The organism is Streptomyces sp. NA04227, from assembly GCF_013364195.1.
In the GTDB taxonomy this organism is placed as follows: Bacteria; Actinomycetota; Actinomycetes; order Streptomycetales; family Streptomycetaceae; genus Streptomyces.
Genome location: NZ_CP054918.1, coordinates 1,722,612 through 1,746,687 on the forward strand (window position 1 = coordinate 1,722,612; position 24,076 = coordinate 1,746,687).

20 protein-coding genes and 1 other RNA gene are annotated in these 24,076 nt (G+C 69.4%); 10 read left to right on the forward strand and 11 right to left on the reverse strand.

From position 1 onward, the window contains the following. Positions 1 to 66 precede the first annotated feature (66 nt). Together HUT18_RS07145 and HUT18_RS07150 are read left to right on the forward strand one after the other, a co-directional pair. On the forward strand, positions 67 to 1,221 hold the full coding sequence (locus HUT18_RS07145; protein WP_254878943.1) for a restriction endonuclease subunit S: 1,155 nt from the start codon (positions 67 to 69) through the stop codon (positions 1,219 to 1,221). A 53-nt stretch (positions 1,222 to 1,274) separates the two neighbouring features. Then, positions 1,275 to 4,508 carry a type I restriction endonuclease subunit R gene (locus tag HUT18_RS07150; protein WP_176098822.1) on the forward strand — a complete coding sequence of 1,078 codons (3,234 nt, stop codon included), beginning with the start codon at positions 1,275 to 1,277 and terminating at the stop codon, positions 4,506 to 4,508. Positions 4,509 to 4,530: 22 nt separating this feature from the next. Here HUT18_RS07150 and HUT18_RS07155 read toward each other — a convergent pair whose 3' ends face one another. Then, complete coding sequence (locus HUT18_RS07155) at positions 4,531 to 4,965, reverse strand: ATP-binding protein (RefSeq protein ID WP_176098824.1); 435 nt, start codon at positions 4,963 to 4,965, stop codon at positions 4,531 to 4,533. A gap of 245 nt (positions 4,966 to 5,210) precedes the next feature. Between HUT18_RS07155 and HUT18_RS07160 the strand changes: the two genes are divergently transcribed. From HUT18_RS07160 to HUT18_RS07170, 3 genes are all read left to right on the forward strand, one after another. Beyond that, positions 5,211 to 6,062 carry a helix-turn-helix transcriptional regulator gene (locus tag HUT18_RS07160; protein ID WP_176098826.1) on the forward strand — a complete coding sequence of 284 codons (852 nt, stop codon included), beginning with the start codon at positions 5,211 to 5,213 and terminating at the stop codon, positions 6,060 to 6,062. A gap of 11 nt (positions 6,063 to 6,073) precedes the next feature. Further along, the gene (locus HUT18_RS07165; RefSeq protein WP_176098828.1) at positions 6,074 to 6,265 is read left to right on the forward strand and encodes a hypothetical protein; all 192 of its coding nucleotides are present in this window, start codon (positions 6,074 to 6,076) and stop codon (positions 6,263 to 6,265) included. A gap of 95 nt (positions 6,266 to 6,360) precedes the next feature. Beyond that, a complete protein-coding gene (locus tag HUT18_RS07170) occupies positions 6,361 to 7,977 on the forward strand; it encodes a serine/threonine-protein kinase (protein ID WP_176098829.1) in 1,617 nt (538 codons plus the stop codon). 27 nt (positions 7,978 to 8,004) lie between these two features. Here the strand turns inward: HUT18_RS07170 and HUT18_RS07175 are convergent, their stop codons facing one another. The 3 genes from HUT18_RS07175 to rnpB form a co-directional block, all read right to left on the reverse strand. Next, entirely contained in the window at positions 8,005 to 10,110 is a 2,106-nt protein-coding gene (locus HUT18_RS07175; protein WP_176098831.1) for an AIPR family protein, read from the reverse strand. Between the two features lie 38 nt (positions 10,111 to 10,148). Further along, positions 10,149 to 11,501, reverse strand: coding sequence for a hypothetical protein (locus HUT18_RS07180; RefSeq protein WP_176098833.1), 1,353 nt, complete (start codon positions 11,499 to 11,501; stop codon positions 10,149 to 10,151). Positions 11,502 to 11,896: 395 nt separating this feature from the next. After that, positions 11,897 to 12,303: RNase P RNA component class A (gene rnpB / locus HUT18_RS07185), an RNA gene on the reverse strand. A gap of 148 nt (positions 12,304 to 12,451) precedes the next feature. Between rnpB and HUT18_RS07190 the strand changes: the two genes are divergently transcribed. Both HUT18_RS07190 and HUT18_RS07195 read left to right on the forward strand, forming a co-directional pair. After that, positions 12,452 to 13,375, forward strand: a complete 924-nt coding sequence (locus tag HUT18_RS07190) for a MerR family transcriptional regulator (protein WP_176098835.1) — start codon at positions 12,452 to 12,454, stop codon at positions 13,373 to 13,375. 8 nt (positions 13,376 to 13,383) lie between these two features. Next, positions 13,384 to 14,130: a hypothetical protein gene (locus HUT18_RS07195; RefSeq protein ID WP_254878462.1), complete on the forward strand. Its 747-nt coding sequence runs from the start codon at positions 13,384 to 13,386 to the stop codon at positions 14,128 to 14,130. Here HUT18_RS07195 and ligD (HUT18_RS07200) read toward each other — a convergent pair. Next, a complete protein-coding gene (ligD, locus tag HUT18_RS07200; RefSeq protein ID WP_176098837.1) occupies positions 14,114 to 15,049 on the reverse strand; it encodes a non-homologous end-joining DNA ligase in 936 nt (311 codons plus the stop codon). The two genes, HUT18_RS07195 and ligD (HUT18_RS07200), sit on opposite strands and share 17 nt — an antisense overlap. 232 nt (positions 15,050 to 15,281) lie before the next feature. On the opposite strand from ligD (HUT18_RS07200), the gene HUT18_RS07205 reads away from it, so the two are divergent. Together HUT18_RS07205 and HUT18_RS07210 are read left to right on the forward strand one after the other, a co-directional pair. After that, positions 15,282 to 15,989 (forward strand): endonuclease, encoded by a 708-nt coding sequence (locus HUT18_RS07205; protein ID WP_176098839.1) that lies wholly within the window; start codon positions 15,282 to 15,284, stop codon positions 15,987 to 15,989. Continuing rightward, the gene (locus HUT18_RS07210) at positions 15,986 to 16,327 is read left to right on the forward strand and encodes a hypothetical protein (protein WP_176098840.1); all 342 of its coding nucleotides are present in this window, start codon (positions 15,986 to 15,988) and stop codon (positions 16,325 to 16,327) included. Before HUT18_RS07205 ends, HUT18_RS07210 begins: the two co-directional genes overlap by 4 nt. A gap of 154 nt (positions 16,328 to 16,481) precedes the next feature. On the opposite strand, the gene ligD (HUT18_RS07215) is transcribed toward HUT18_RS07210, so the two are convergent. From ligD (HUT18_RS07215) to HUT18_RS07225, 3 genes are all read right to left on the reverse strand, one after another. Further along, positions 16,482 to 17,495 carry a non-homologous end-joining DNA ligase gene (gene ligD, locus HUT18_RS07215; protein ID WP_176104338.1) on the reverse strand — a complete coding sequence of 338 codons (1,014 nt, stop codon included), beginning with the start codon at positions 17,493 to 17,495 and terminating at the stop codon, positions 16,482 to 16,484. 28 nt (positions 17,496 to 17,523) lie between these two features. Beyond that, positions 17,524 to 18,267 carry a DNA polymerase ligase N-terminal domain-containing protein gene (locus HUT18_RS07220; protein WP_176098842.1) on the reverse strand — a complete coding sequence of 248 codons (744 nt, stop codon included), beginning with the start codon at positions 18,265 to 18,267 and terminating at the stop codon, positions 17,524 to 17,526. Positions 18,268 to 18,395: 128 nt separating this feature from the next. Further along, positions 18,396 to 19,913: an RNB domain-containing ribonuclease gene (locus HUT18_RS07225; RefSeq protein WP_176098844.1), complete on the reverse strand. Its 1,518-nt coding sequence runs from the start codon at positions 19,911 to 19,913 to the stop codon at positions 18,396 to 18,398. A gap of 109 nt (positions 19,914 to 20,022) precedes the next feature. On the opposite strand from HUT18_RS07225, the gene yaaA reads away from it, so the two are divergent. After that, a complete protein-coding gene (gene yaaA, locus HUT18_RS07230) occupies positions 20,023 to 20,829 on the forward strand; it encodes a peroxide stress protein YaaA (protein WP_176098846.1) in 807 nt (268 codons plus the stop codon). Positions 20,830 to 20,847: 18 nt separating this feature from the next. On the opposite strand, the gene HUT18_RS07235 is transcribed toward yaaA, so the two are convergent. The 3 genes from HUT18_RS07235 to HUT18_RS07245 all read right to left on the reverse strand — a co-directional run bounded on the left by HUT18_RS07235 (position 20,848) and on the right by HUT18_RS07245 (position 23,973). After that, on the reverse strand, positions 20,848 to 22,218 hold the full coding sequence (locus HUT18_RS07235) for a bifunctional RNase H/acid phosphatase (protein WP_176098848.1): 1,371 nt from the start codon (positions 22,216 to 22,218) through the stop codon (positions 20,848 to 20,850). A gap of 130 nt (positions 22,219 to 22,348) precedes the next feature. Then, positions 22,349 to 23,092 (reverse strand): zinc ribbon domain-containing protein, encoded by a 744-nt coding sequence (locus HUT18_RS07240; protein ID WP_217710556.1) that lies wholly within the window; start codon positions 23,090 to 23,092, stop codon positions 22,349 to 22,351. Then, complete coding sequence (locus tag HUT18_RS07245; RefSeq protein ID WP_176098859.1) at positions 23,089 to 23,973, reverse strand: Nif3-like dinuclear metal center hexameric protein; 885 nt, start codon at positions 23,971 to 23,973, stop codon at positions 23,089 to 23,091. The genes HUT18_RS07240 and HUT18_RS07245 overlap by 4 nt, the downstream gene beginning before the upstream one ends. Positions 23,974 to 24,076 lie beyond the last annotated feature (103 nt).

Below are 24,076 nucleotides of genomic sequence, written 5' to 3' on the forward strand. Positions count from 1 at the left end.
GACGTCAATCCATTGACGCCTGCTTTCGATCGTCTTACGAATGGGGAGGAAGTCACTTTCCTCCCCATGGAGGCCGTATGGCCTGGAGAGAGACTAGACATCTCACGGCGCCGGACCAAAGCATCCATCGCCGTTGGCTATACCCGCTTTCAAGACGGCGACGTACTTGTACCGAAGATCACACCCACGTTCGAGGCCGGGCGGGCTGTGCTAATTCACAGCCTCCATCGAGGTTTGGGTGCAGGGAGCACGGAGCTTCACGTACTCCGGCCCGGGCCCCTCCTTGACCCGCGGTTCCTTTTGTACCTAGTAAATACCCACAGCTTCCTCAAAAAAGGGGAGGCGGAGATGTACGGCGTTGCAGGCCAGCAGCGGGTGCCGGACACGTTCCTGCGCGATCTGCCGGTGGATCTACCGTCGCTGGCGGAACAGCGCCGCATCGCCGACTTCCTCGACGTCGAGACCACCCGCATCGACCGCCTATTGACCTTGAATAACTCGGTTCATATGCAACTCGTCGAACGAGTTCGCTCTGTACGTGACACCCTGGTCAACAGACTTGCCGATTCGCAGGAATCAGTGCCATTGCGCCGCTTTGTTACACAGATCGAGCAAGGCGCAAGTCCTCAATGCGAAGCAACCCCTCGCGAGGGAGAAAACGAACAGGCGGTGCTGAAGCTAAGCTCTGTCAAGAGTGGGAAATTCCACCCGGGAGAAAACAAAAGACTCCCGACGGATGTCCAGTTCTCTTCAGCACACGAAGTTCACGCCGGCGATTTTCTCGTCACCCGCGCGAACACGCCAAGCCTCGTCGGAGACGTTGCGGTCGTAGGTGACAGCCCGCCACCACGCCTCCTACTGCCAGATCTCATCTACCGAGTCGGCTTGACCGGGGAAATCAAGGCCGAATATGTGATGCAGATCGCCTTGAGTGGCCGAATCCGCTCATTGATCGAATCCACAGCCCGCGGGACCTCTCAGTCGATGGTCAAATTGCGAGGCGAAGATATCAAAGAGTGGCCTATCCCAATTGTCACTCGGCGTCAACAGTCGGAAATTATAGAAGAGATCACCGAGGCGACCGATAACGCAGCTGACCTTCAGGATCTCACGAGGCGTCAGGTTAAGTTGCTCACCGAACACCGCCAAGCCCTCATCACCGCCGCCGTAACCGGCCAGATCGACGTATCCACCGCCAGCGGTCGAGGCATCGAGAAGTAATCGCGCCACCAGCACCTGTCCGGAATCCGAAAAAGCGGGGGGAATAACCGCTCATGTCCGTCCACGACGAAGCAGCCTTCGGAAACGCCATAGTCGCCGCCCTCCTTGAACGCGGTTGGCGTGAAGGAAACCGGTCGCACTTCCAGCCCCAACTCGCCCTGGACACCGGCCAGCTCTACGAGTTCATCGGCAAGACCCAGGCCGACGACTGGGCCCAGCTGATCGCCCTCTACGGCGGAGACCCCAACACCGCCCAGGCCGGGTTCGCCCAGCGAGTGGATCAGGCGATCGCCACCGACGGTGTGCTTGACGTGCTCCGCAAGGGCGTGAAGGACCACGGCGTGCTGATCAGGCTCGCGTACTTCAAGCCGTCACTCGTCGCCTCGGACGCGGTGCTTGACGACTACCGGGCGAACCGGCTGACCTACCTCAAGGAGCTGGTGTACGCGGCCAAGCAGGCGGACAAGGGCAAGCGTCTCGACCTCACCCTCTTCCTCAACGGAATCCCGCTGGCGACCGCCGAGTTCAAGAACGCCCTCACGCGGCAGGGGGTGGAGGCCGCCAAGGGGCAGTACCGTACGGACCGCGACCCCACCGAGCTGATCTTCGCGCGCCGGGTGATCGCGAACTTCGCCATCGACACGGACCTGGTGTTCGTAGCGCCGGAACTGCGGGGCAAGGCGACACGGTTCCTGCCGTTCAACACCGGCTCCGAGGGCCCGGGGAAGCCCGGCGGCGCGGGGAATCCGGCGCCCGTCGTCCCCGGCACGTACGCGACCTCCTACCTCTGGGAGCAGATCTGGGAGCGGGACACCTGGCTGGACCTGATCGAGCGGTTCGTGCACCTCAGCAAGGAGAAGGGCCCGGACGGGCGGACGCGGAAGAAGCTGATCTTCCCGCGCTACCACCAGTGGGACATCGTCAGGAAGCTCACCGACCACGCGGCACGGTACGGCGCCGGGCACAACTACCTCGGCATGGCCTCGGCCGGTTCCGGCAAGTCGAACACCATCGGCTGGCTGGCGCACCGCCTGTCGTCGCTGCACACGCCCACTGACCCCGCCGAGATCGACCCCGAGGCCCTGGCCGCCGGGCTCAAGCCGGGTTCGCCCGTATTCGACAAGGTCGTGATCATCACCGACCGACGCAATCTCGACGCCCAACTGCGCGAGACCGTCGGCAGTTTCGAGAAGACCGCCGGTCTGGTGTTGAAGATCGACGAGAAGCACGGCGCGAAGTCCGAGCAGCTCGCCAAGGCGCTTTCCCGCGAGACGGGGAAGATCATCACCGTCACGCTGCACACGTTCCCCGCCCTCATCGACTACCTGCGCCGCAACCCCACCGAGATACAGGGCCACAACTTCGCGATCGTCGTGGACGAGGCGCACTCCTCCCAGTCCGGCGACGCCGCCAAGGACGTCCGCGCGGCCCTGCGCGACCTCGGCCTGGACTCGGACTCCGACGAGGCCGGGGCGACCGAGCTGGAAGCGGAAGCCGCTGTCAACGCCGGGCAGGAGGCGGCGGCAGCCACCACCGACGCCAAGCTCATCCGCAAGGCCATCCAGCGCAGCATGGCCGCCAACCTCTCCTACTTCGCCTTCACGGCCACGCCCAAGGCCAAGACGCTCGAACTCTTCGGCACCCTGGACACCGTCAACGGCACACCGGCGTACGTCCCCTTCCACACGTACTCGATGCGTCAGGCCATTGAGGAAGGCTTCATCCTCGACCCGCTGCGCAGCTACGTCACGTACAACACGTACTGGAAGCTGGTGAACAGGAACCCGGACGAGCGCGAGGTGGACCCGGCCAGGGCGAATGTGCTGCTCGCCCGGTACGCGCTCACCCACGACTCCACGGTGACCCAGCAGGCGCAGGTGATCGTCGAGCACTTCCGCACGCACACCGCCGGCCGGCTCGGCGGGCGGGCCAAGGCCATGGTGGTGACGGCCTCCCGGGACAGCGCGGTGCGGATGGCCCGTGCGATCCGGAAGTACCTCGGCGACCGGGCGTACGCCGACCCCGGCGTCCTGGTCGCGTTCTCCGGGACCCTGACGTACGACGGCGAGGAGACGACCGAGCCGAAGGAGAACGGCGGTCTTGCCGAGTCCGCGCTGCCGAAGGCGTTCGCGTACACCCGCAAGGACGACAAGGCGGTACGCACCGGTGGGACGGCGACGCAGCGCGAGTACCGCATCCTGGTCGTCGCGGAGAAGTACCAGACCGGCTTCGACCAGCCGCTGCTCACCACGATGTACGTGAACAAGAAGCTCGCGGGCATCAGCGCCGTCCAGACCCTCTCCCGGCTGAACCGCACCGCGGACCGCAAGTCGCAGGCGGACCTGGCCGTACTGGACTTCGTCAACGACGCCGAGGGCATCAAGGAGTCCTTCCGCCCGTACTTCGAGGAAGCGAACACCCTTCCCTCGGACCCCAACCTCCTCTACACCGCGCTGAGCAAGGTCATGCGGCCCTACATCCTGGTCGAGGAGGAGATGCGGGAGTTCGCCGCCGCCTATCTGGCGGCCGAGGAGAAGGCGGCCGGCTCGGCGGCCCGTTGGGAGCGGCTGCATGCCGAGCTGTACCGGCAACTCGCCCCCGCCGTCGAGCGGTTCACCGACCTCCTTGACCGTACGGACGAGGCCGGCGACCCCGACGAGGACGCCGCCAAGGCCGCTGAGCAGTTCCGCGCGGATCTCAGCGACTATGTGCGCAAGTACGGCTTCCTCTCGCAGATCGTGCCCTACCGCGACGCCGACCTCGAATGCCTCTACCTCTACGGCCGCCACCTGCTCAACCGGCTGCCGCGGCTCGGGAACGGTGGCGTGGACATAGGGGACGTGGACCTCAGTCACCTTCGTATTCAGAAGACCGGTGAGCACGACCTCGCGCTGACCTCCGAGGGAGCGGCGGAGCTGCGCGGCTTCGGCGAAGGTGGGGGCGACGCCAAGGAAACGGAGAAGTCGCTGCTGTCGGAGTTGATCGAGAAGTTCAACGACAAGTTCGGCACCGACTTCACCGAGCAGGACGTGATCACGCCATTCTCAGAGGCGAAGGCGGACCCGAAGGTCCGCGCCGCCGCCATCAATGACGAGGACAACTTCGGTCTCGTCTTCGACGAGGTCTTCGAGGACAAGATGGCCGAACACATCGACACCATCGCCGACATGGGACGCCAGTACTTCAGCCACGACGACAGCTTCAAGCAGTCACTCAACCAGAGTGCGCGCCGGGCGGCTTGGCGGATGATCCGCCGGGAGGAGAACATCGACGACGAGGCGGCCTGACCGGTACGGCACTCCGGGCGGGTCATCCGCCAGGTGGGAAGGAGAGGCCCGCGACCACAGACGTTCCCCGTGTGGGGCGGGGCCGGACGGTCCAGGTGGTGGCGAGGCGGTCGACGAGGATCAGCCCCCGGCCGCCCTCCGACTCCGGCTTCGGGCAGGCCAGTTGGGGTTTCCCAGCACCGTGTCCGGCTTTGCCGCTACCCGGGTCGGAGACCGCGAGCCAGTAGTGTCCGTCGGCAGGCCACAGGACAAGTTCGATACGGTCCTCGTCCTCCCGCCAGGTCCCGTGCCGGATGGCGTTGGTGACCAGCTCCGAAGTCAAGAGGCCGAGGTCGTCGCCGAGTTGGGGACGAAAGTCGTCCGGCAGTGATGCGGCGACGGCCTGCCGTGCCCGCCGTACGGAAGCGGGGTGGGCGGGGAAGCGCCAGTGGACGGGTACGAGGGGGATCTCGGACATGGCGAACTCCACGATTGCGTGAGGGGGTTGAGGTCGCCGGTGGCATGCCGCCCTGGTCGCGGGCATACCTCGTCCCAAGGCAGACGGGCAGGCACGCGCGGTGCACTTCCGGCATTGCGGTGTGTAGCTTGCGCGATACTCACAGTAGAGCACCGAGGGGGGCACATGTGCTACCGAATGCCGAAGGGCCGCTAGAACGACTCCGTTTGACGGCAAACTGAGCCGCGAGCGACGAGAGGGAACACATGCCGCCGAGGAGCAATCCCACAGCGCGTCAGCAGCGTCTGGGCGCGGAACTTCGCAATCTGCGGGAAGGTGCGGAACTGTCCACCGAACAGGCCGCCGCACTGCTGGAAACGAATCGGACCGTAATCACGAACACCGAGGCGGGGCGTCACGGCGTCAGCGCAGAGCGCGTCCGGAAGATCGCCTTCCGGTACGAGTGCACAGACCAGACCCTGGTGGACGCGCTCGTCTCCATGTGCGGTGACCGCACGACCGGTTGGTGGGAGGAGTATCGCGACCGCCTGCCCGCAGCATTTCTGGACATCGCCGAGTTGGAGTGGCACGCCAAGGGATTGCGTGTGAGCACAATGACGCACATGCCGGGGCAGTTCCAGACCGGCGCCTACGCACGCGCCCTCTTCCAAGCCGCCATCCCGCCGTTGCCCGCCGAAGAGTTCGAGGCCAGAGTCGCCCACCGCGTGCAGAGACACCAGGTCATCGACCGGCCAGGGGCTCCGGACTACGCGCTGATCATCCACGAAGCCGCTTTGCGGATCGAAGCCGGTGGACGCGCGGTGCTACGAGACCAGCTCGGTCACCTCATGTCAGCCGCAGACCGCGACAACGTAACGATCCAGGCGATCCCCTTCTCCGCGGGGGTTTTCCCTGGTTCGGGACAGGCGATCCTGTATGCCCTCGGCCCGGTACCTCAGCTCGACACCGTGCACCTGGACCGCACCACGGCAGGGGAGTTCCTTTATTCAGGCACCCAGTTGCGCAAGTACCGTATACAACTCGACGAGATGCAGCGGATCGCGCTCAAGCCCGCGGAGACCCTCGATCTCATGCACTCCATTTCCCGCAGCCTTTAGGAGAGCTGGTCATGTCTCACATCACCTGGGAAGCCCCTTTCTGCCAGGACGCGAGCAACTGCTTCCGCCTCGGCACCGACGCCCACGGCAACGGCTACATAGCCGTTAACGGCCAGGAGGACCACCACCTCACCGACTCCCTCGAAGCCCTGCGCACGCTCATCACCGACATCAAGGCCGGCAAGGCCGACCACCTGCTGTAGGACCTGTTGCGGGACCTGCCACGGGCGGTGCCGCAGGTCGGTACCGTGTACAGCAATCGGCTGACTGGGCATCAGGACGATGGGGGGCGCGACGCGTGGCGCAGGCCAGGAGAATCGGCGAGCAGGGCCGTTATGAGCTGATCGAGGAGATCGAGCCCGGCGGTATGGGCACGGTCTGGCGGGGCTACGACGCCGTCCTCGACCGGGAGATCGCGGTCAAGCTCATCCGGCCCGACGTCGTCGTATCGCCCACGCAGGCAAAGGAGTTCACCCGCCGCTTCGAGCGCGAGGCGCGCGTCACCGCACGGATCGGGCATCACGGAGTGCCGCAGGTATTCGACGCGGTGCTGGACGAGGCGTCGTTCGACCGGCTGTATCTGGTGATGGAGTATGTGCGCGGGATCTCCCTGCGCAGTGTGCTCAGCGGCACGGCGGACGGCGGGGCGGTGGGGCTCCCGGTGAGCTGGGCCGCGTCGATCGCCGCACAGATCTGCACCGTCCTGTCGTACGCCCACGCGATCCCGGTCGTGCACCGCGACCTGAAGCCGGACAACGTCCTGATCGCCGTGGACGGCACGGTCAAGGTGCTGGACTTCGGCATCGCGAAACTGCTGCGCACGGACGTCACCCGGCTCACCGCCACCGGCAACCTGGTCGGCACCAGCCGGTACATGCCACCCGAGCAGATCGACAACGCGCAGATCACCCCGCTCAGCGACCTCTACGCACTCGGCTGCGTGCTGCACGAACTCCTGACCGGGCAGCCGGTGTTCAGCGGCGACAGCGACTACCGGCTCCTGCGCCAGCACATGGATGCCCCGCCAACGCCCCTGCGCACCCTGCGGCCCGAGGTACCGGAAGATCTGGAAGCCCTGACCCTCGACCTGCTGGCCAAGGCCCCCGAGCAGCGGCCGGCCGACGCCTACGCGGTGTACGAGCGCCTGTCGCCGCACCTGCCGCCACCGGGTTCGGCGGCCGACCCCGTGACCCTCGGCGAGGGGGACACCCAGTCCGTGGCGCCCGATCCGACGGTGGTCTACCGGCAGCCGAACGCGCCCCTGCGCCGGACCACGGCCCCCACCCCCGCGCCGGATCCGTCGGTTCCGGTGCCGCTCCCGGTGCGCGCCGACACAGTGCTGCGGGACGCGATCCAAGGCGCCTACGCCCGGTCTGCGGACCTCGCCGAGAGCGGGCGGTTCGCCCAGGCCGCGGACGTCCTCAAGGCGGTGATCACCACGGCGGCCTCCGCCCTCGGCGCGCACAACCCGCGTGTACTCGGGCTGCGGCGGCAGCGCGCGGCGGTCCTCATGTTCGGCGAGGACTTCCGGCGGGCCCTGCCGGAGTTCGACGCGCTGGCCGCCGCCTACGACCGCACGGCGGGACCGGCCGACGAAAGCACGCTGGAGTGCCGTCGAAACGCCGCACACTGCCGGGCCAACCTCGGCCAGGCCACCGTCGCCCTGCGGGAGTTCCGGGAGGTCCTGGAGGTCGTCTCCGACGCGGCCGGGGACGCCTCCGAGACCGCTCTCGACCTGCGCCGCAGTATCGGCATCCTGCTCTTCTCCGAGGGCCGCCGCGCCGAGGCCGAAGGCGTCCTCGACGCCCTCCACGAGGACATGTGCGTCCTCCTCGGCGAGGACGACGAGGAAACCCGCGAGATCGCCGATCTCCTCGCCCGGCTACGCGGCCCGGAGAGACCACGCCTCTACTGACGTCCTGCCGCTGCGGTGCACACTCCGTCAGGCCTCGTCCTCGGCCTCTTCGCTGTGGAGGCGCTGGGCCAGATCCCACAGGCTCAGGCCGTCCGACTGGAACCAGCGAGCCGTTCCCTGATTGGCGACCGGGCGGTCGCCCCAGTCGGCATCCGCCCACATCTTCGACACCAGCCCCGACGGCGAGTACTGCTGCTCGTCGTACGCCCACAGGATCGACTTGGTCCGGTGATTGACCCAGGTCGCCTGGCGCCGCCGTTCGTCCTGGACAAGCCACTCTTCCATGGCGTCGCGCTCGGGCTCGCTCGGAGCCACGTACCGGAGAGGCGCTCCCTCCTTGATGACACGACGGTCGACTAGGAGCGGCACCGTGTTCGGGCGACGCGGCTTGCGCTCCTTCGCCGAAGGTGCGGGTACGGCGACGCCATCGGCCAGGTCGCCGAGGACGTGCTTCGCGAGCTCCCGGCATGTCTCCGTGGTCTGGAAGGCGGTCCTGATCTGGGGACGCGGCCCGTGACGAGTCACGATCCGATGGGTCAGCCGACGCACCAGATCCGGCACGAGGACGGGAACCTTCTCCAGCACCTCGCTGTCCCAGTCGAAGTCGGGGTCATCGATACTCGTGGCGCCGAGATGATGGAAGAGCAGGTGGGTGACGAGAAAGCCACCGTGCTCGGTGGTCGAGGCCTCGCGGCTGTTCTGACCACTGCCCAGTTCGTAGACCGCGCTCCGTGCCGCGCGCAGCGTGAGCACGGAGCGCCACACCTTCTGCGGCGAGGGTTCGCGTTTGAACAGCAGGGTGTGGCTGCCCTTGGGGCCCTGCTCCCAGAGGTTCTCCGTGGAACTGGCGGCCCGGGCGGCCTGTTCCGCATCCGGGTGCAGGCAGGCGAGTGCGAGAGCGAGTTCATCCAGCGAACAACCGGTCTCGGGCGCGGCCACCGGCTCGCCGCGCTTGATCACGTACTGCTTGCGCAGTTCGGCGCGCAGGTTGGCCTTGATCGCCTGGTGCACGGGTTCCAGCGCGATGTGATCGCGCTGCTCGATGGCGTTCTGCCGGTTGGCCGCCTGTGAGACCTGGACGCCGAATTCGCGGTCCTCATGCGTGTTGATGACCTTGATGCTCAAAGTGGCGTTGGCCGCGGCCTCACCGTCGTCGTGCATGGCCCTGGCGACAGCCCGTACCGTCTGAGCACCGTTCACGATGCTCGCCCCGGCCACGGTGAGGGTGGTCGGCCTGCTCTGCGGTGCCTTGGCGCTGTCGTTCTTCGCGGTGAGCGAGTTGCAGATCATGGTGATGCCGTTGTTCAGGTGCCAGAATCTCGTGGGATCGGACGTAAGGGTCTGACCAATCTCCGCATTCGTGACGGTGGTCCCGAGCGGGGCCCGGAGATTCTGCTCGAACAGGCCGGTACCGTGCGTCTCGTACCATTCAGCGACGCTCTCGGCGGAGACCGTGCCCTGATAGGCCTCAAGAGGTCCCTTCTGCTGGTACCAGTCGTCAAGGCGTACATCAAGGCAGATCGGCTCCGGCCGAAGATCCGCGTGGATCTGGTCATGGAAGTCCGCGGCGTACAGCACCTCGACGCTCAAGCGGGCACCGTGCTTGTTGAACTCGTCGAGAGCGTTGTTGAGAACCTCAAGCGCTGGCGGAGAGGGCTCCACAGTGCCCATCAGCGCGATGAGCAGAGTGGCCTTCTTGTTGACGATGAACGGCCGGGCTTCCAGAGCGAGGGCGCCGGCACGCTGGTTGAACTGGTCGTACAGTTCGTTCTCGATCCGGTTCAGCCCATCCACCATCGCCTTGGCGGCATCCACGTCGAAGGTCGCCGTGCCCTTGTCGCTCCACTTCGCCTGGACGAGCAGGGCCTGCCCGCTCTCCGGCAGGGGGGCGATGGCGTCCAATCCCTGGTCCGCGATGCCGTCCGTGACGAACCGGGCCGCCTCGGCCGCAGTGCATTGGGCCACTCGTCGTACCGCGAGGGCTGCCAGAGCGCGGGAGAGGAAGCGCTGTTCGTAGTTGCCCCCTCGGAAGTGGGCGATGTCGCTGTCGTCTATCACCCCGTCGAATGTCTCGTGCAGCTGCTCGCGGACCTGCGTGACTTGGCGAGGTGTGTCCGCCCCCGACGTGACCATGGATGATGCCTTCCCATTGGTGGTGTCTTGTTGCTGGCCTAGGCCCGTGTCTTGATCCCTGAGCCGTTGCCACGCTGCCGGGGACTGAAGTCCACGACCAGCAAAGCAACACCAGCCGTGTCGATCGTGGCTTTCACCCAGTCCAAAGCCACTTCGAAGGGCACGCCGCTCGCACCGAACCAACCGTCGCGCACCAGCTGAGCGAACTGGGTCGGTACCAGGTGGCGGGTGAGCGAGCTCAGGGAAAGGTCCGGGAGACCGGGTCCCGCCGCGGGCAAGATCGCTGCGGCGACCTGGTCGTACGGGTAGATCGCACCGGGGCTCGTCCGGTGCAGAGCGGCGGTGAAGGGCACCGGCTCATGAACGCGGAGGAAGAGAGGGTCGTCTACCAAGCTGTGATCGTCAGTGCTCCGCCGCTCGGGTCTCGGCAGGTGGCGAACACGGCCGTGGAACTCTTCCAGACTGTGCCGAGCGTCAGGTGACAGTAGTCCGTTCAGGCCAGGACGCACGTAGCGCAGCATGGAGAGCGTCCGAGATTCGAGGTGATAGTAGTACGCGTCGAGGGCGCCTTCCCGACCGTCCAGCACCGACTGGTCGGTTATCGATGTGGCCTCGAAGTCATAGCTTCGATTACCTCCGCGACTCGCGAACGCTCGGACGACGGTCTCCCCGATGCCGCTGAACATCGTGGCCGCCAGCCCGCGGATGTCGTCGAGCATCGGCTGGATCTCAGTCCCGACAAGCCCGCCGATAAAGGCTGCCCGGGCAGCTGTCCTGTCCCAGAGATGTATCTCCGAGAAGTCGCTCTGGGGCATCCCGGCAATCTTGGCGAAGAGCAGAAGAGCGTCACGCTCATCACGCCAGCGGAGTTCCCCCGCGTTCCAGTCTTCGGCATCATCGAGCAGAGGCATCAAACGCTGGACTTCGGCCTCGGCCTCAAGGGAAATCCGCCGAAGATTGGCGAACACGGTGTCTGCGTCGACCGTAACAGGACCGCTTTCCGGTAACGACTTGGAGAGTTCGGCGTCTCGCTCGCCATCGACGCACCAGAGCCCTGAGAGAGGCACCAGGCCTCGAAGGCTTCGCGCACGGGCGACGACGACCTTGCGGTCTCGATCGGTCACATGAGCAGGGCGAACGATACCCAGCCCCCAGATACGCTCCGGTTGCTCCCCACCTTCTTCGTCACGCTGCTGGTCAGCAGGCGCAAGCAGGATCGCGAGATGCGGCTTGACCTCGGGCCAGTCACGGCAGGGTTGAGAGTAGGACCTTTCCTTGGTGTGGTTGGCATCGAGCAGACGAAGTAAGCCATTGTCAGGACGCAGAATCGCCAGCCGCGGCGATCGCGCCGAAGGCGGGGGATCTACCCGACCTGGTTGTGCGAATGTCATCCACTCCCCCGAACCGCCTGCCACCACGCCGAGCCAGGCTCAGGGGGATGGTAGCGCGCCAGCTACAACGCCCGGCTTCAACGTCCCCAGTTCTCGCCACCCCGCCAGCTCCGTTACTTCTTCGCCCAGTTCCTCGGAGACCAAGCCGACGGACTCACCGATTTCCTGGTACCCGGTCAATGGTGTGCGACTCCCACCAGCCGTTCGAACCTGCGCGACACTCGTTCGACACGCTGGTTTACGACCCAAGTCCCGCCCAGCCAGCCGCTTCCAGACTCCACAACCGTTGCGCAGTTGTAGAAGGACTCCCGGGAACCCGCACGCAGAAGTGAGAACCTCCTCCCAACAAGAAATGCCCCATCCCGAGGCAAACTCCGAGGTCAGGGCCATAAAAGCAGACGAGTCGGGCTGTACGCCGGGTTCTGTCGCCCGGAAGCCTCGCGGCGTCCGGGGAGACGGCCATCCATCTAGGACCGGCGTTGCCGCCGGTCTCGTGCGGTCTACCCGCGGACTCGGGCGGGCAGCCCTCGAACATCCGCGCAGGGTCGCTTCCGCGGCCCCTCTTGACCTTGCTCCAGGTGGGGTTTACCTAGCCGCCTGGGTCACCCCAGGCGCTGGTGGTCTCTTACACCACCGTTTCACCCTTACCCGGCGCCTGAGCGCCGGGCGGTCTGTTTTCTGTGGCACTGTCCCGCGGGTCACCCCGGGTGGCCGTTAGCCACCACCCTGCCCTGTGGAGCCCGGACGTTCCTCGGGAAGCCGATCCGAGAATCGGTCTTCACGCGGCCGTCCGCCCGGCTCGTCTGCCGTGCCGTCCATCGTACCCGTCACCGGGGTGTGCCTTCGGCCTCGCCCGCTTCCCCCGCTTGCCCCACCGGGCCTGGAGCGACTCCGCTGACCTGCGGTCCTGCCATTGACCTTGCCGCAGCGTCAACGTGTCTACTGACGCCATGCGGATCTCGGAGCTCGCCTCCGTCGTCGGTGTGACGACGCGCGCGATCAGGCATTACCACCATCTCGGGCTGCTGCCCGAGCCCGACCGGCTGGCCAACGGCTACCGGGACTACGGGCTGCGCCATGCCGTACTGCTCGCCCGTATCAAGCGGCTCACCGAGCTGGGCCTCGGTCTGCCGGAGGTACGGGACGTGCTCAGCGACGACGCCGGAAGGGAGCTCGCCGAGGTGCTGGCCGAGCTGGACGCCGACCTCGCACGGCAGGAGCGGCGGCTGCGTGAGCAGCGGACCCGGCTCGGGGCCCTGCTCCAGGAGGCCGAGCGCGGGGAGCTGTCCCCCGAGGGGCCGATGTCACCCGAATTCGCCGCGCTTTTCCGGGAGTTGGCCAATACGGACACGGGAACGGAAGCGGACACAGAAGCGGACACAGAAGCTGCGGGGACGACGCGGGAGGAGCTGGTCTCGTCCTCGTCCTCGTCCTCGCCCTCGTCCGAAACCGCCACCCCTGCCGCTGCCCCCACCTCCCCCATGGCCGCCAAGGACCGCGAGATCCTCGGCCTGCTGGAGGTCACCGCGGCGCCCGACGACCGCGAGCGGCTCCTTGTCGCCGTACGTGAGGTGGCGGGTACCCAGGAGGCTCGGGTTCGGGCGCAGCGGGCCTACGCGCTGCTCGACCAGCTCGAAGAACTCGGTGAGGGCGAGCTCGACGACCCGCTCGTCCAGCAGGCCGCGGACGCGCTCGTGGACTGTATGCGGGGGACGGCCATGGCAGGTCTCGCGGCGTCCGCGCCGCCGCAGGACTCGGCCCGCACCTTCCTCGACGCCCTCTACGCCGACTTCGCGCCCGCCCAGGCCGAGGCCGTACGCCGCGCTCTCGCCTGGTTCTCCGACCGAGCCGTCGATCCCGGCACCGAGAAATGAGTGAGCCCATGCGGAACAGCCACGCGCGGACGAACAGCACGGTCGAGACCGGTGCCGGTACTGGTGCAGGGGCCGGTGCCCGCACCCGCGCCGCCGCCCTCACTCACCTGAAACCCGCCCTCCTCCTGATACGCCGCCTCGTCGGGCACGAACTCCGGCTGCTGTGGAGCCTGTTGCTGTGGGCTCGGCGGCGGCGGGACGGGGTGGACGCGGGGCGGGGGGTGAGGGGGTTCGGGTATGCGCGGGCTCAGGCGGCGCTGATGTACGGGTTCGCGTTCGTGTGTGTGGTGGAGACGGTGGCCTTCGCCGTGTTGCTGCGGCCGTGGCCCGCTGTGGAGCGGCCGCTGCTGTTCATCGACGTGTACTCCGTGATCATGGTCATCGGGATGCAGGGCGCCTCCGTGACCCGGCCCCATCTTGTCGGTCCCGAGGAGGTGCGGATCCGCCGTGGTGCCCACGTCGACCTGCGGGTTCCGCTGGATCTCGTCGCCCGGGTGGGGCGGGAGCTGCGAATGAGTCACGAGAAGGCCGAGGGGGTGCTGAGTCTGGACATCGGCGGGCAGTCCACGGTGACCCTCGAACTGCGCGAGCCGGTACGGCACATGACGTTCTTCGGCCGGGTGCGCGAGGTCGCGGTGATTCACTGCCATGCCGACGAACCGGACGCGTTCGTAAGGGAGTTGAGGGCGGCACTCGACGCGCGGGAGGGGGCGGGGACGGGGGACCTCGACCCGCCGTTCAGCCCAGCCGCTTGAGGCGCCGCGCGGCCGCGGTGAGCGAGCGGACGCGGCCCAGGCCCGACCACGGTGTGGACTCCGCGAGTTCCCGTACGGCGGACACGTCGCGCAGCGACCAGCTCCGGGCGTCCAGGCCGGGGTCGTCCAGCCGGTCCCAGGGCAGCGGGGCCGCCACCGGGCCGCCTTCCTTCGCGCGTACGGACCAGGGGGCGACGGCGGTCTGGGCGTAGGCGTTGCGCTGGATGTCCAGGTAGAGGCGGTTGCCGCGGCGGTTCTTGCGGACCTCGGTGGTGAGGCTGTCGGGGTGGCGGGAGGCCAGGAGTTCGGCCAGGTCGCGGGCGAAGGCGCGGCAGTCGTCGAAGGGGAGGTGTCCGTCGAGGGGGACGGTGACGTGCAGGCCTCGGGAGCCGGTGGTCATCAGGCGGGCGGGCAGGCGCAGTTCGTCGAGCAGATCCTTCAGACGCCGGGCCGCCTCGCGTACGGCCTCGAAGTCGTCGTCCGGCGGATCGAGGTCGAAGACCAGCCGGTCGGGGTGCTCGGGCCGGTCCGCACGGGAGAGCCAGCGGTGCAGGCAGACGCACGCCTGGTCGGCGAGGAAGACGAGCGTGGCCGTGTTGTCGCAGACCGTGTGCACGACTGTGCCGCCCTCCTTCGGCAGCTCGGCTCTCCGCACCCAGTCCGGATAGTGGTCCGGGGTGTCCTTCTGCATGAAGTGCGGCTGCTTCGCGATGCCCTCGGGGTGCCGCTCCAGCATCAGAGGGCGGCCCTTCAGCTCGGGCAGCAGGTACGGGGCGAGCAGCCGGTGGTACTCGGCGAGGTCCGCCTTGGTGAGCCCGCCCTCGCCAGGCCCTTCTGCGGGGAAGAGCACCTTGTCCGGGCGCCGCAGCTCCACGGTGCGCCGACCGGCTCGGATCCGCTGTGTCTCGGTCGTGGTCATGCCTGATGTGTCCCATGTTCGGTGCGCCCCACTCCTGGCCGTGGCGAAGGCGGTGACGGCCGGAGCGGTGGCAGCGGACCTGTCCGCCCCTGCGTATGCCCGGGGTCTTTGGGACAATTCACCTGTACGGAGTCGAGTCCGGTCGGCGCACTCGGTACGCCGAGCCGCCGTCCGGTTGTCCCGCCGTCCAGCCGTCGCCCGTCGACCGTCCAGACGTTCCGGGAGGGATGTCATGACCGCCACGGCCACCCGCAGGGAGACCGCGGACGCACTGCTCGACACCCACGGGCAGACCTACGCGGCGCAGGCGGGCATCCGGCTGCGCGACACCCCGCAGCCGCTGTACCAGCTCCTGGTGCTCGCCTGTCTGCTCAGTGCCCGGATCCGTGCCTCGGTCGCCGTGGACGCGGCGCACGCGCTGTTCGACGCGGACCTGCGCACCCCGCGCCGGATGCGGGACGCCACCTGGCAGCAGCGGGTCGACGCCCTGGGCGAGGGCCACTACCGGCGCTACGACGAGAGCACCTCCACCACCCTCGGCAAGGGCGCCGACTTCGTCCGCGAGCGCTACGGCGGCGATCTGCGCAGGCTGCGCGAACAGGCGCACGGGGACCGGCGGCGGATGCGCGAACTGTTGCAGGAGGTGCCCGGACTCGGACCCACGGGCGCGGACATCTTCCTGCGCGAAGTCCAGGGAATCTGGACCGAGTTGGAGCCCTACATCGACGCCAAGGCCACCCAGGGCGCGGAACGTCTCGGGCTGCCCGCGGATCCGCGGCGGCTCGCGACACTGGTGGCGAAGGAGCAGCTCGCCGTGTTCGCGGCGGCACTCGTACGCGCCGCGCTCGACAAGTCGGTGGTCCAGGACGTACGCGAACGAACCGAAGGGACCGAACGAACCGAAGGGACCGAACGGACCCAGGAAGGGAGCGGACGATGACGCATCACAAGGAGCGACTGCCGCTGGCGGACTACGACGACCTGCCGGTCGGCGTGCTCGAAGGCCAGGTTCGCGGGCTGCCCGCCGGTGACGTGGCCAAGCTGCTCGACTACGAGATGACGCACGGCCACCGTACGCATGTCGTCGAGGTCCTCAGGCACCGGCTCGACCACGCGCCCGGCGGCTTCTCCGCCGACACCGGCAAGGGCGGACTCCCGGGCAAGGCGACGCCCACCAGCCGTTCCGGCGTCTCCCCCGCGACCGCCGCCGCGCCGCACAGCCCACCGCCCCACGGCACCAGCGACCAGTCCGGGCGTCCCAAAGGCAACGCGAGCTGATCCGGGTCGACTTGGCTTCCTCCTCCCTGCCGTTCCCTCACAACGGACATCCCCGGATCAGGAACTACCCCTACGGCAGGGAGAGTTGTCGCCGTCTCCCCAACTACACGTACGGAAACGGGAGTTCAGTAACTACACGTAGAGCCAAAGGAGTTCAGCGCTTCCTCGGGTGTTCCCGTACGACCTCGGACGGCTTCTTGTCCTGGCGCAGGCCCAGGAAGCGGGGGTGGCGGAGCATGCCGTCGCGGGTCCACTCGGTGAAGCCGATCTCGGCGACGACGAAGGGTTCCACCCAGTGGGCGCCGCGTTCGCGTACCGGTGTGCTGAAGGGTGAGGTCTCACGCTCCAACTCGTCCAGTCCGGAGCGGAGTTGGCGCAGGGTGGTGTGGTCGAAGCCGGTGCCGACCTTGCCCGCGTAGCGGAGCCCGCCCTGCTCGTGGTAGCCGAGGAGCAGGGCGCCGAAGCCGGTGCGGCTGCCCGCGGGTTCGGTGAATCCGCCGACCACGAACTCCTGGCCGCCGGAGCACTTGAGCTTGAGCCAGTCCGGGGAGCGGCGCCGGACGTAGCGGCCGTCGGCACGCTTGGCGATCAGGCCCTCCCAGCCGTGTGCGCAGGCGTCGGCCAGCTCTTGCGGTCCACCCTGGTTGCGGTGCGGGGTGAAACGTACCGGGGCGCGGAAGTCCAGGGCCCGGCGCAGCAGGGACTTGCGGGTGCGCAGCGGGAGCCGGGTGAGGTCGACGCCGTCGAGGCGGAGCAGATCGAAGACGTAGTACGTGATGGCCACGCCGCTGGCGCGGGCCCGGCGCGCGTTTGTGAGTTGCATGCGCTGCTGGAGCCGGGCGAAGTCGGTGCGGCCGTGCGCGAAGGCGACGATCTCACCGTCCAGGGTGAAACCGGTGGCCGGCTGCGCGGCGAGCGCCTCGGCGATTTCCGGGTAACTCCCGTGTACCGCACGGCCGGTGCGGGAGAGCAGACGGATCCGGTCGCCGTCCCGGGTCGCCAGTGTGCGTACGCCGTCCAGCTTCCGTTCGAAGATCCACTCGGGGCCGAAGTCCCTGCGGTCGCTGAGGACGGCGAGCATCGGGTCGGTCGCGGAGGCCACCGGTCCGGGTGCGGCGGCGAGCAGGCGTTGCTGCGCCTCCGGGAGGGCGGCGAGCAGGTCGTTCATGGCGGGCAGGTCGTTCATGGCGGGCACGTCATTCATCGTGCGGCTCCGGAGCCTCCGGCGTCGGCCGGGCGGGGCGAACTCCCCCTGAGCGCACGGCCGTTGACCCCGTCACGGGCCCCTCCTCTGCCTCCTCTGCCTCCTCTGCCTCCTCGGCAGCGACCTGACGCAGAGTGCGGCCGCTGCGTACCGAGCGGGCGCGGTGGGGGTCGGGGGCGTCCTTGCCGTCGGCGCGGGTGTCCTTCTTCTTGACCAGGAGCCAGGACTCGCGCTCGGTGGAGTCCTCACCGCCCCGGAAGCGGGTGAGCGCGTAGCCGCCGTGGAGTTTCGCGCCGTTCAGGCGGAAGGTGGCGTGCCCGTGTTCCAGGGCCTCGGCGAAGGTACGGCCCTTGTCCTCGGTGCTGCTCGCCAGCGGCGCGTAGGTGCCCTCGTCCCAGACGATCACCGTGCCCGCCCCGTACTCGCCCCCGGCGATGACGCCCTCGAACTCGCGGTACTCCATCGGGTGGTCCTCGGTCGGCATCGCCAGCCTCTTGTCGTGGATGTCGGCGGACGGGCCCTTGGGCACCGACCAGGACTTCAGTACGCCGTCGACCTCCAGGCGGAAGTCGAAGTGCGTCGTCGAGGCGTCGTGGATCTGGACGACGAAGACGGGTTCGTCGCCGGTCGGGGTGCCGTGGCCGCGCGGCTCCCGGGTGCGGTCGAAGTGCCGCTTCTCCCGGTAGGTGGCCAGTTTGCCGCCGTCGCTGCCGCTGCCTTCGCCGCTGTCGCTCACACCCGTGCCTCCCCGTGCCTCCCGGTGCCTTCCGGCGATCGCCTGCCCGCTTCCCCTCCACTGTCACGCCTCGGGTGGGTGCTCGCACACCGGCCGCGGCAGGGGCCGTCCGCAGTGGACCCGGCGCCTCACGCGGGCGCGAACCGTACCTTCGCCGCGGTCGGGTCGGCCTCGGTGAGCCGGGCGCGTACCCGCTCGCCGAGTGGCAGGGGCGCGGGGCCGCCGGTGATCCGCGCGACGACGGCGGGCTCGGTCAACTGCACGGTGCCGACGACCGGTTCGTCCTCGCGTACGTCGATCACGACGCCGTCGAAGACCTCGCCCACCCGGTCCTTCAGGAGCGCCGCCTCGACGAGGTCGACGCACTCGCGCTCGACGGTGGCCCCGCGCCGGTTGCCCTCGGCCATCTCGCCCGGCAGTGCGTCCAGGGCCTCGTCAACCCAGCCGGGCACCGGCACGTCGGCGCAGGCGGCCAGGCAGATCTCGCTCGTGTACCGGTCGACGAGCCGCCGCAGCGGCGCGGTGCAGTGCGTGTACGGGGCGGCTACGGCGGAGTGCACCAGGGGCGAGGGCAGCCGTCCGTCGCGGAAGACGGTGTACCCGGCGCCGCGCAGCAGGGTCGTGCACTCCTGGAGGAAGGCGGCGTGCCGGGGCAGGGCCGGGTCGAGGGAGCGGATCAGTTGCGCGTAGGCGACGTGGTGCGGCCAGTCGATGTGCAGGGCGGCGGCGGTGCGGCGCAGGCGTCCGACCGCGCCGTCGGGTGCCGCGGGCAGGGTGCGCAGGACGCCGGTGCCGCGTCCGGTCATCAGGTCGGCGGCGGCCATGCCGGTCAGCAGCGAGATCTGCGCGTTCCAGCCCTCGACCGGGAGCGTGGCGCGATGCACCAGTTCGTACGTGGCGCCGGGTGCGGTTCCTTCGTGCCCCGTCCCGTCGTACGACGTCCCGAGCTGCTGAGGTGCGGCGGCGGGATGCTCGACGGTTTCCTGGATCTCCTGTTCCGGCACGTTGAGGGAGACGCCGCCGCGTGCGACCTCCTGGGCCTCGCGGAGGCGGCCGATGGTGGCGAGCAGGGCGAGGGGGGCCTCGGCGGTACCGGCGTCGAGCTGGCGCTGGACACCCGCGTAGTCGAGCTTGGCGCGGCTGCGGACGCGGGCGCGGCGCACGGTGGCGGACCGGACGGCGCCCTCGGCGTCCAGGTCGAGCGTCCACAGCGCGGCCGGGCGCTCCTCGCCGGGGAGCAGGCTGGCGGCCGCCTCGCTCAGGGGCGCGGGGTGCAGCGGGATGCGGCCGTCGGGGAGGTAGAGGGTGGTGACGCGGTGGTGCGCCTCGGCGTCGAGTGCGCCGTGCGGCCGGACGAAGGCGGCGACGTCGGCGATCGCGTACCGCACCCGGTAGCCGCCGTCGGCGCGTTCGGCGAGGTGCATGGCCTGGTCCAGGTCGGTGGACGCGGGGGGATCGAGGGTGAAGAACGGGATGTCGGTGGCGTCCTCGGACGGCAGCCGGGGCTCGCGCGCCGCCCGCTCCGCCTCGGCGAGTACCTCGGGCGGGAAACCCTCCGGCAGCGCGAGCCGCCTGCGCAGCGTGCGCAGGGCCGTTCGCAGCGGCGCCTCTTCCGCGCCGGTCACCTGGACATGGCGGCGTGGCATGGCACGAGCGTAGGCCGGGGTGAGGCGGCCCGCCCTTCGGGAGCCCGGCACCGTCGGCACCCCGTAACCTTGAGGGTCGTCACACCCCGTAGTGCCCAGGGAGATCCTCGTGCTCGTGCTGCTGCCCCCGTCCGAAGGCAAGGCCTCCTCGGGTCGCGGCGCCCCGCTGAAACTGGAGTCGCTGTCGCTGCCGGGGCTGACGGCGACGCGCGAGGCGGTCCTGGAGGAGCTCGTCGAGCTGTGCGCGGCCGACGAGGAGCGGGCCCGGCAGGTGCTCGGCCTCAGCGAGGGGCAGCGCGAGGAGGTCACCAAGAACCTCGGGCTGCGTACGGCGGGTGCGCGCCCGGCGGGCCAGATCTACACCGGCGTCCTCTACGACGCCCTGGGCCTGGCCACCCTCGACGCCGCCGCCAAGCGCCGGGCGGCCCGTTCGCTGCTGGTCTTCTCCGGCCTGTGGGGCGCCGTCCGCACCGGCGACAGGATCCCTTCCTACCGCTGCTCGATGGACGTCAAGCTGCCCCGGCTCGGCTCGCTCGCCGCGCACTGGCGGCCGGCCCTCGCCGAAGCGCTGCCCGAGGCCGCGGGCAGCGGACTGCTGCTCGACCTGCGCTCTTCCTCGTACGCCACCGCCTTCAAGCCCAAGGGCGAACTGGCCGGACGGACGGCGACGGTGCGGGTGCTGCACGCCGAGACCGACCCGGTGACCGGCGCGGAGAAGCGTTCGGTGGTCAGCCATTTCAACAAGGCGACCAAGGGCAGGATCGTCCGCGCGCTGCTGACGGCGGGGGCGTCGCCGCGTACTCCGGCGGAGCTGGTCCAGACGCTGCGCGACCTCGGCCATGTCGTGGAGGCCGAGGCGCCGGAACGGGCCGGGCGGCCCTGGGCGCTGGATGTCGTGGTGCGGCAGATCCACTGAGCGGGGACCCGCGCCCGGCTACCTCAAGTGCCCTGTGTCGTTGAGGAGTCGGACCGAGGCGTTGCCGTCCCGGTAGTACGCGACCGCCGAGAGGGAGGCCGCCGAGAGTTCCATCCGGAACAGGGAGGCGGCGGGAGCGCCGAGGGCGAGGCGTACCAGGGTCTTGATCGGCGTCACATGGGTCACCAGGAGGACCGTGCGTCCGGCGTACCGCTCGACGAGGCGGTCCCGGGCCGCCGCCACCCGGTCCGCGACCTCGGTGAAGCTCTCGCCGCCGCCGGTCGGCCTCGCCTCGGGTGAGGCGAGCCAGTCGGTCAGGTCCTGGGCGTGGCGCTCGCGCACCTCGCCGAAGGTCAGGCCCTCCCAGGCCCCGAAGTCCGTTTCGCGCAGGCCCTCTTCGAGCTCGATACCGAGGCCCAGGCGGTCCGCGACCGCCCCGGCCGTCTCACGGCAGCGCGCCAGCGGCGAGCTGACGATCGCCTCGACAGTGCCGCGCTCGGCCAGCGCCGCGGCCACCCGTGCGGCCTGGTCGCGGCCCACCGCCGAGAGCGCCGGGTCGCTGCCCCCACTGCCCGAGAAGCGCTTCTCGGGGGTGAGGGGGGTCTCGCCGTGGCGCAGCAGTACGAAGGTGGCGGGCTGCCCGAGGTCGGCGGGGGCCCAGCCCGCGGCCGGGGTACGGGTGTCGGCGGTACGGGACTGATCGTCCGCGGAGTGGTCGCTACGGGGGCGGGGCTCGGCGGTCCGCGTCTCGCCGGTACGGGCGATGTTGCGGGCGGCGCGGACGTCTGCCTGTTCGGTGGTGTCACGGTCGGGGTCGGCCTCCGCAGCACGGCCGTTCGCAGAGGCGGCGAGGGCCGTGCGTACGGCTGCCGCTCCGGCCGCCGCGTCACCGGGCCCGGCCGCCGCGTCCTCGCCCGCCGCCAACCGCGCGTCCTGGGCGTCGAGTTCGGCGGTGGAGGTGGCCGGGGACCACTGTTCGCCGCGTGCGCCCGCGTCCATGGCCTCGTTGGCGAGGCGGTCGGCGTGCTTGTTCCGCGCGCGCGGGATCCACTCGTAGGAGACCTGCCCGGGCCCGAAGACGGCGCGGGCCTCGGCGGCCAGCGGGCGCATGGCGGGGTGCTTGATCTGCCAGCGGCCCGACATCTGCTCGACGACCAGCTTGGAGTCCATCCGTACCCGGACCGTCGCCGCCGGGTCCAGACGGTGAGCCGCCCGCAGCCCGGCGACCAGGCCGCTGTACTCGGCGACGTTGTTGGTGGCGACGCCGAGGTACTCGGCGGCCTCCGCCAGGGTCTGGCCGGTGGCCGCGTCGAGCACCACCGCGCCGTAGCCCGCGGGCCCGGGGTTGCCCCGGGAGCCGCCGTCCGCCTCGACGATGAACTCGTTCATGCCGCTGATGCCCCCGTCGTCACTCCGGCGCCGCCCCTGCGATGCCGGAGATCACCTTCGGTCTGTTCTCGCTGTCCCGCGGATTCGGTGCTGCGCCGCCCCCGCGGATTCCGTGCTGCCCGGCGGGCGGTTACAGGCCCGACTCGGAGGTACGGACCAGGATGCGGCGGCAGTTCTCGCAGCGCAGGACCTTGTCGGAGGGGGCGGTGCGCACGTCGTTGAGTTCGGTGATGTTGAGTTCGAGTTGGCAGCCCTCGCAGCGGCGCTGGTAGAGACGGGCCGCGCCGACGCCGCCCTGCTGCTCGCGGAGCTTGTCGTAGAGCTTCAGGAGGTCGGCGGGCACCGAACCGGCCACCAGGGCACGCTCCTTGGTGACGCCCGCGGCCTCGTCGTCGAGCTCCTGCTGCGCCCGGTCGCGGCGGGCGACCGCTTCCCCAGCCTTGGTCTCGGCCGAGGAGAGACGTGCGGTGAGTTCGGAGACCCGCTCCTGGGCGCTCTCGCGGCGCTCCATCACTTCCAGGACGACGTCCTCGAGGTCGCTCTGCCGCTTGGCGAGCGAGGCGATCTCGTGCTGGAGGCTCTCCAGGTCCTTGGGCGAGGTGACCGCGCCGGAGTCGAGCCGCTGCTGGTCACGGGCGGCGCGCTGGCGCACCTGGTCCACGTCCTGCTCGGCCTTGGTCTGCTCGCGGGCGGTGTCGCTCTCCTCGGTCTGCGCGGCGACCAGGAGGTCGCGGAGCTGGCTGAGGTCCTTGTTCAGCGACTCGATCTCGGCGTGCTCGGGCAGCGACCTGCGCTTGTGCGCGAGCTGCTGGAGGCGTACGTCGAGTGCCTGGAGGTCGAGCAGGCGGATCTGGTCGTCGGGCGCGGCGTTCAGTTGGGGGCTCCTGCGGGGTCGGTGGGTGCCCACGAGGCAGTGCCGTGCGAGGCGGCGTGGGCGGTCCACGGGTCGGTGACCGTCTTCGAGACGTGGACGCGCAGTCCCCATCCGTTGCGGTCGGAGATCTCGTCGAGCTGGGCTGCGGCCAGCTCGCACCAGGGCCACTCGGTGGCCCAGTGCGCCGCGTCGAGCAGCGCGAGAGGACTGTGGGCGCCGCCGTCCGCCATGAACTCGGACGCCGGGTGGTGGCGCAGGTCCGCGGTGAGGAAGGCGTCGGCGCCGGTGGCGCGGACGGCGTCGAAGAGGCTGTCGCCGCTGCCGCCGCTGACCACCATGGTGCGGACCGTCGCGTCGGGGTCGCCCGCGACCCGGATGCCCTGCGCGGTGGCGGGCAGCCGCTTCGCCGCGACGGCGGCCAACTCCCTTACGGTCAGCGGGTGTTGGAGCTCGCAGACCCGGCCGAGACCACGGCGGCCCTGAGGGTCGGCGGAGTCCGGGACCAACGGGCCGAGGACACGCAGGTCGAGCGCGCCCGCGAGGGCGTCGGAGACCCCGGGGTCGGCGGTGTCGGCGTTGGTGTGGGCGACGTGCAGCGCGACGTCGTGCTTGATCAGTTCGTGGACCACGCGGCCCTTGAAGGTCGACGCGGCCACCGTCGTCGTCCCGCGCAGGTACAGCGGGTGGTGGGTGACCAGGAGCTGGGCACCGAGCGCCACCGCCTCGTCGGCGATCTCGCGCACCGGGTCGACCGCGAACAGGACCCGGTCCACCTCGGCGTCCGGGTCGCCGCAGACGGTACCGACCGCGTCCCAGCTCTCGGCCCGCTCGGGGGGCCACAGGGCGTCGAGGGCTGCGATGACTTCAGACAGACGGGGCACACGTAAAGGCTACCTGCCCGGACGGGTGCCTCCGGGCGGGCGGGTGGTGGGTACGGGAGGAGGGGCGCGGAGGGGTGCGCGGGCAGGTAGGGGAGGAGGGGCG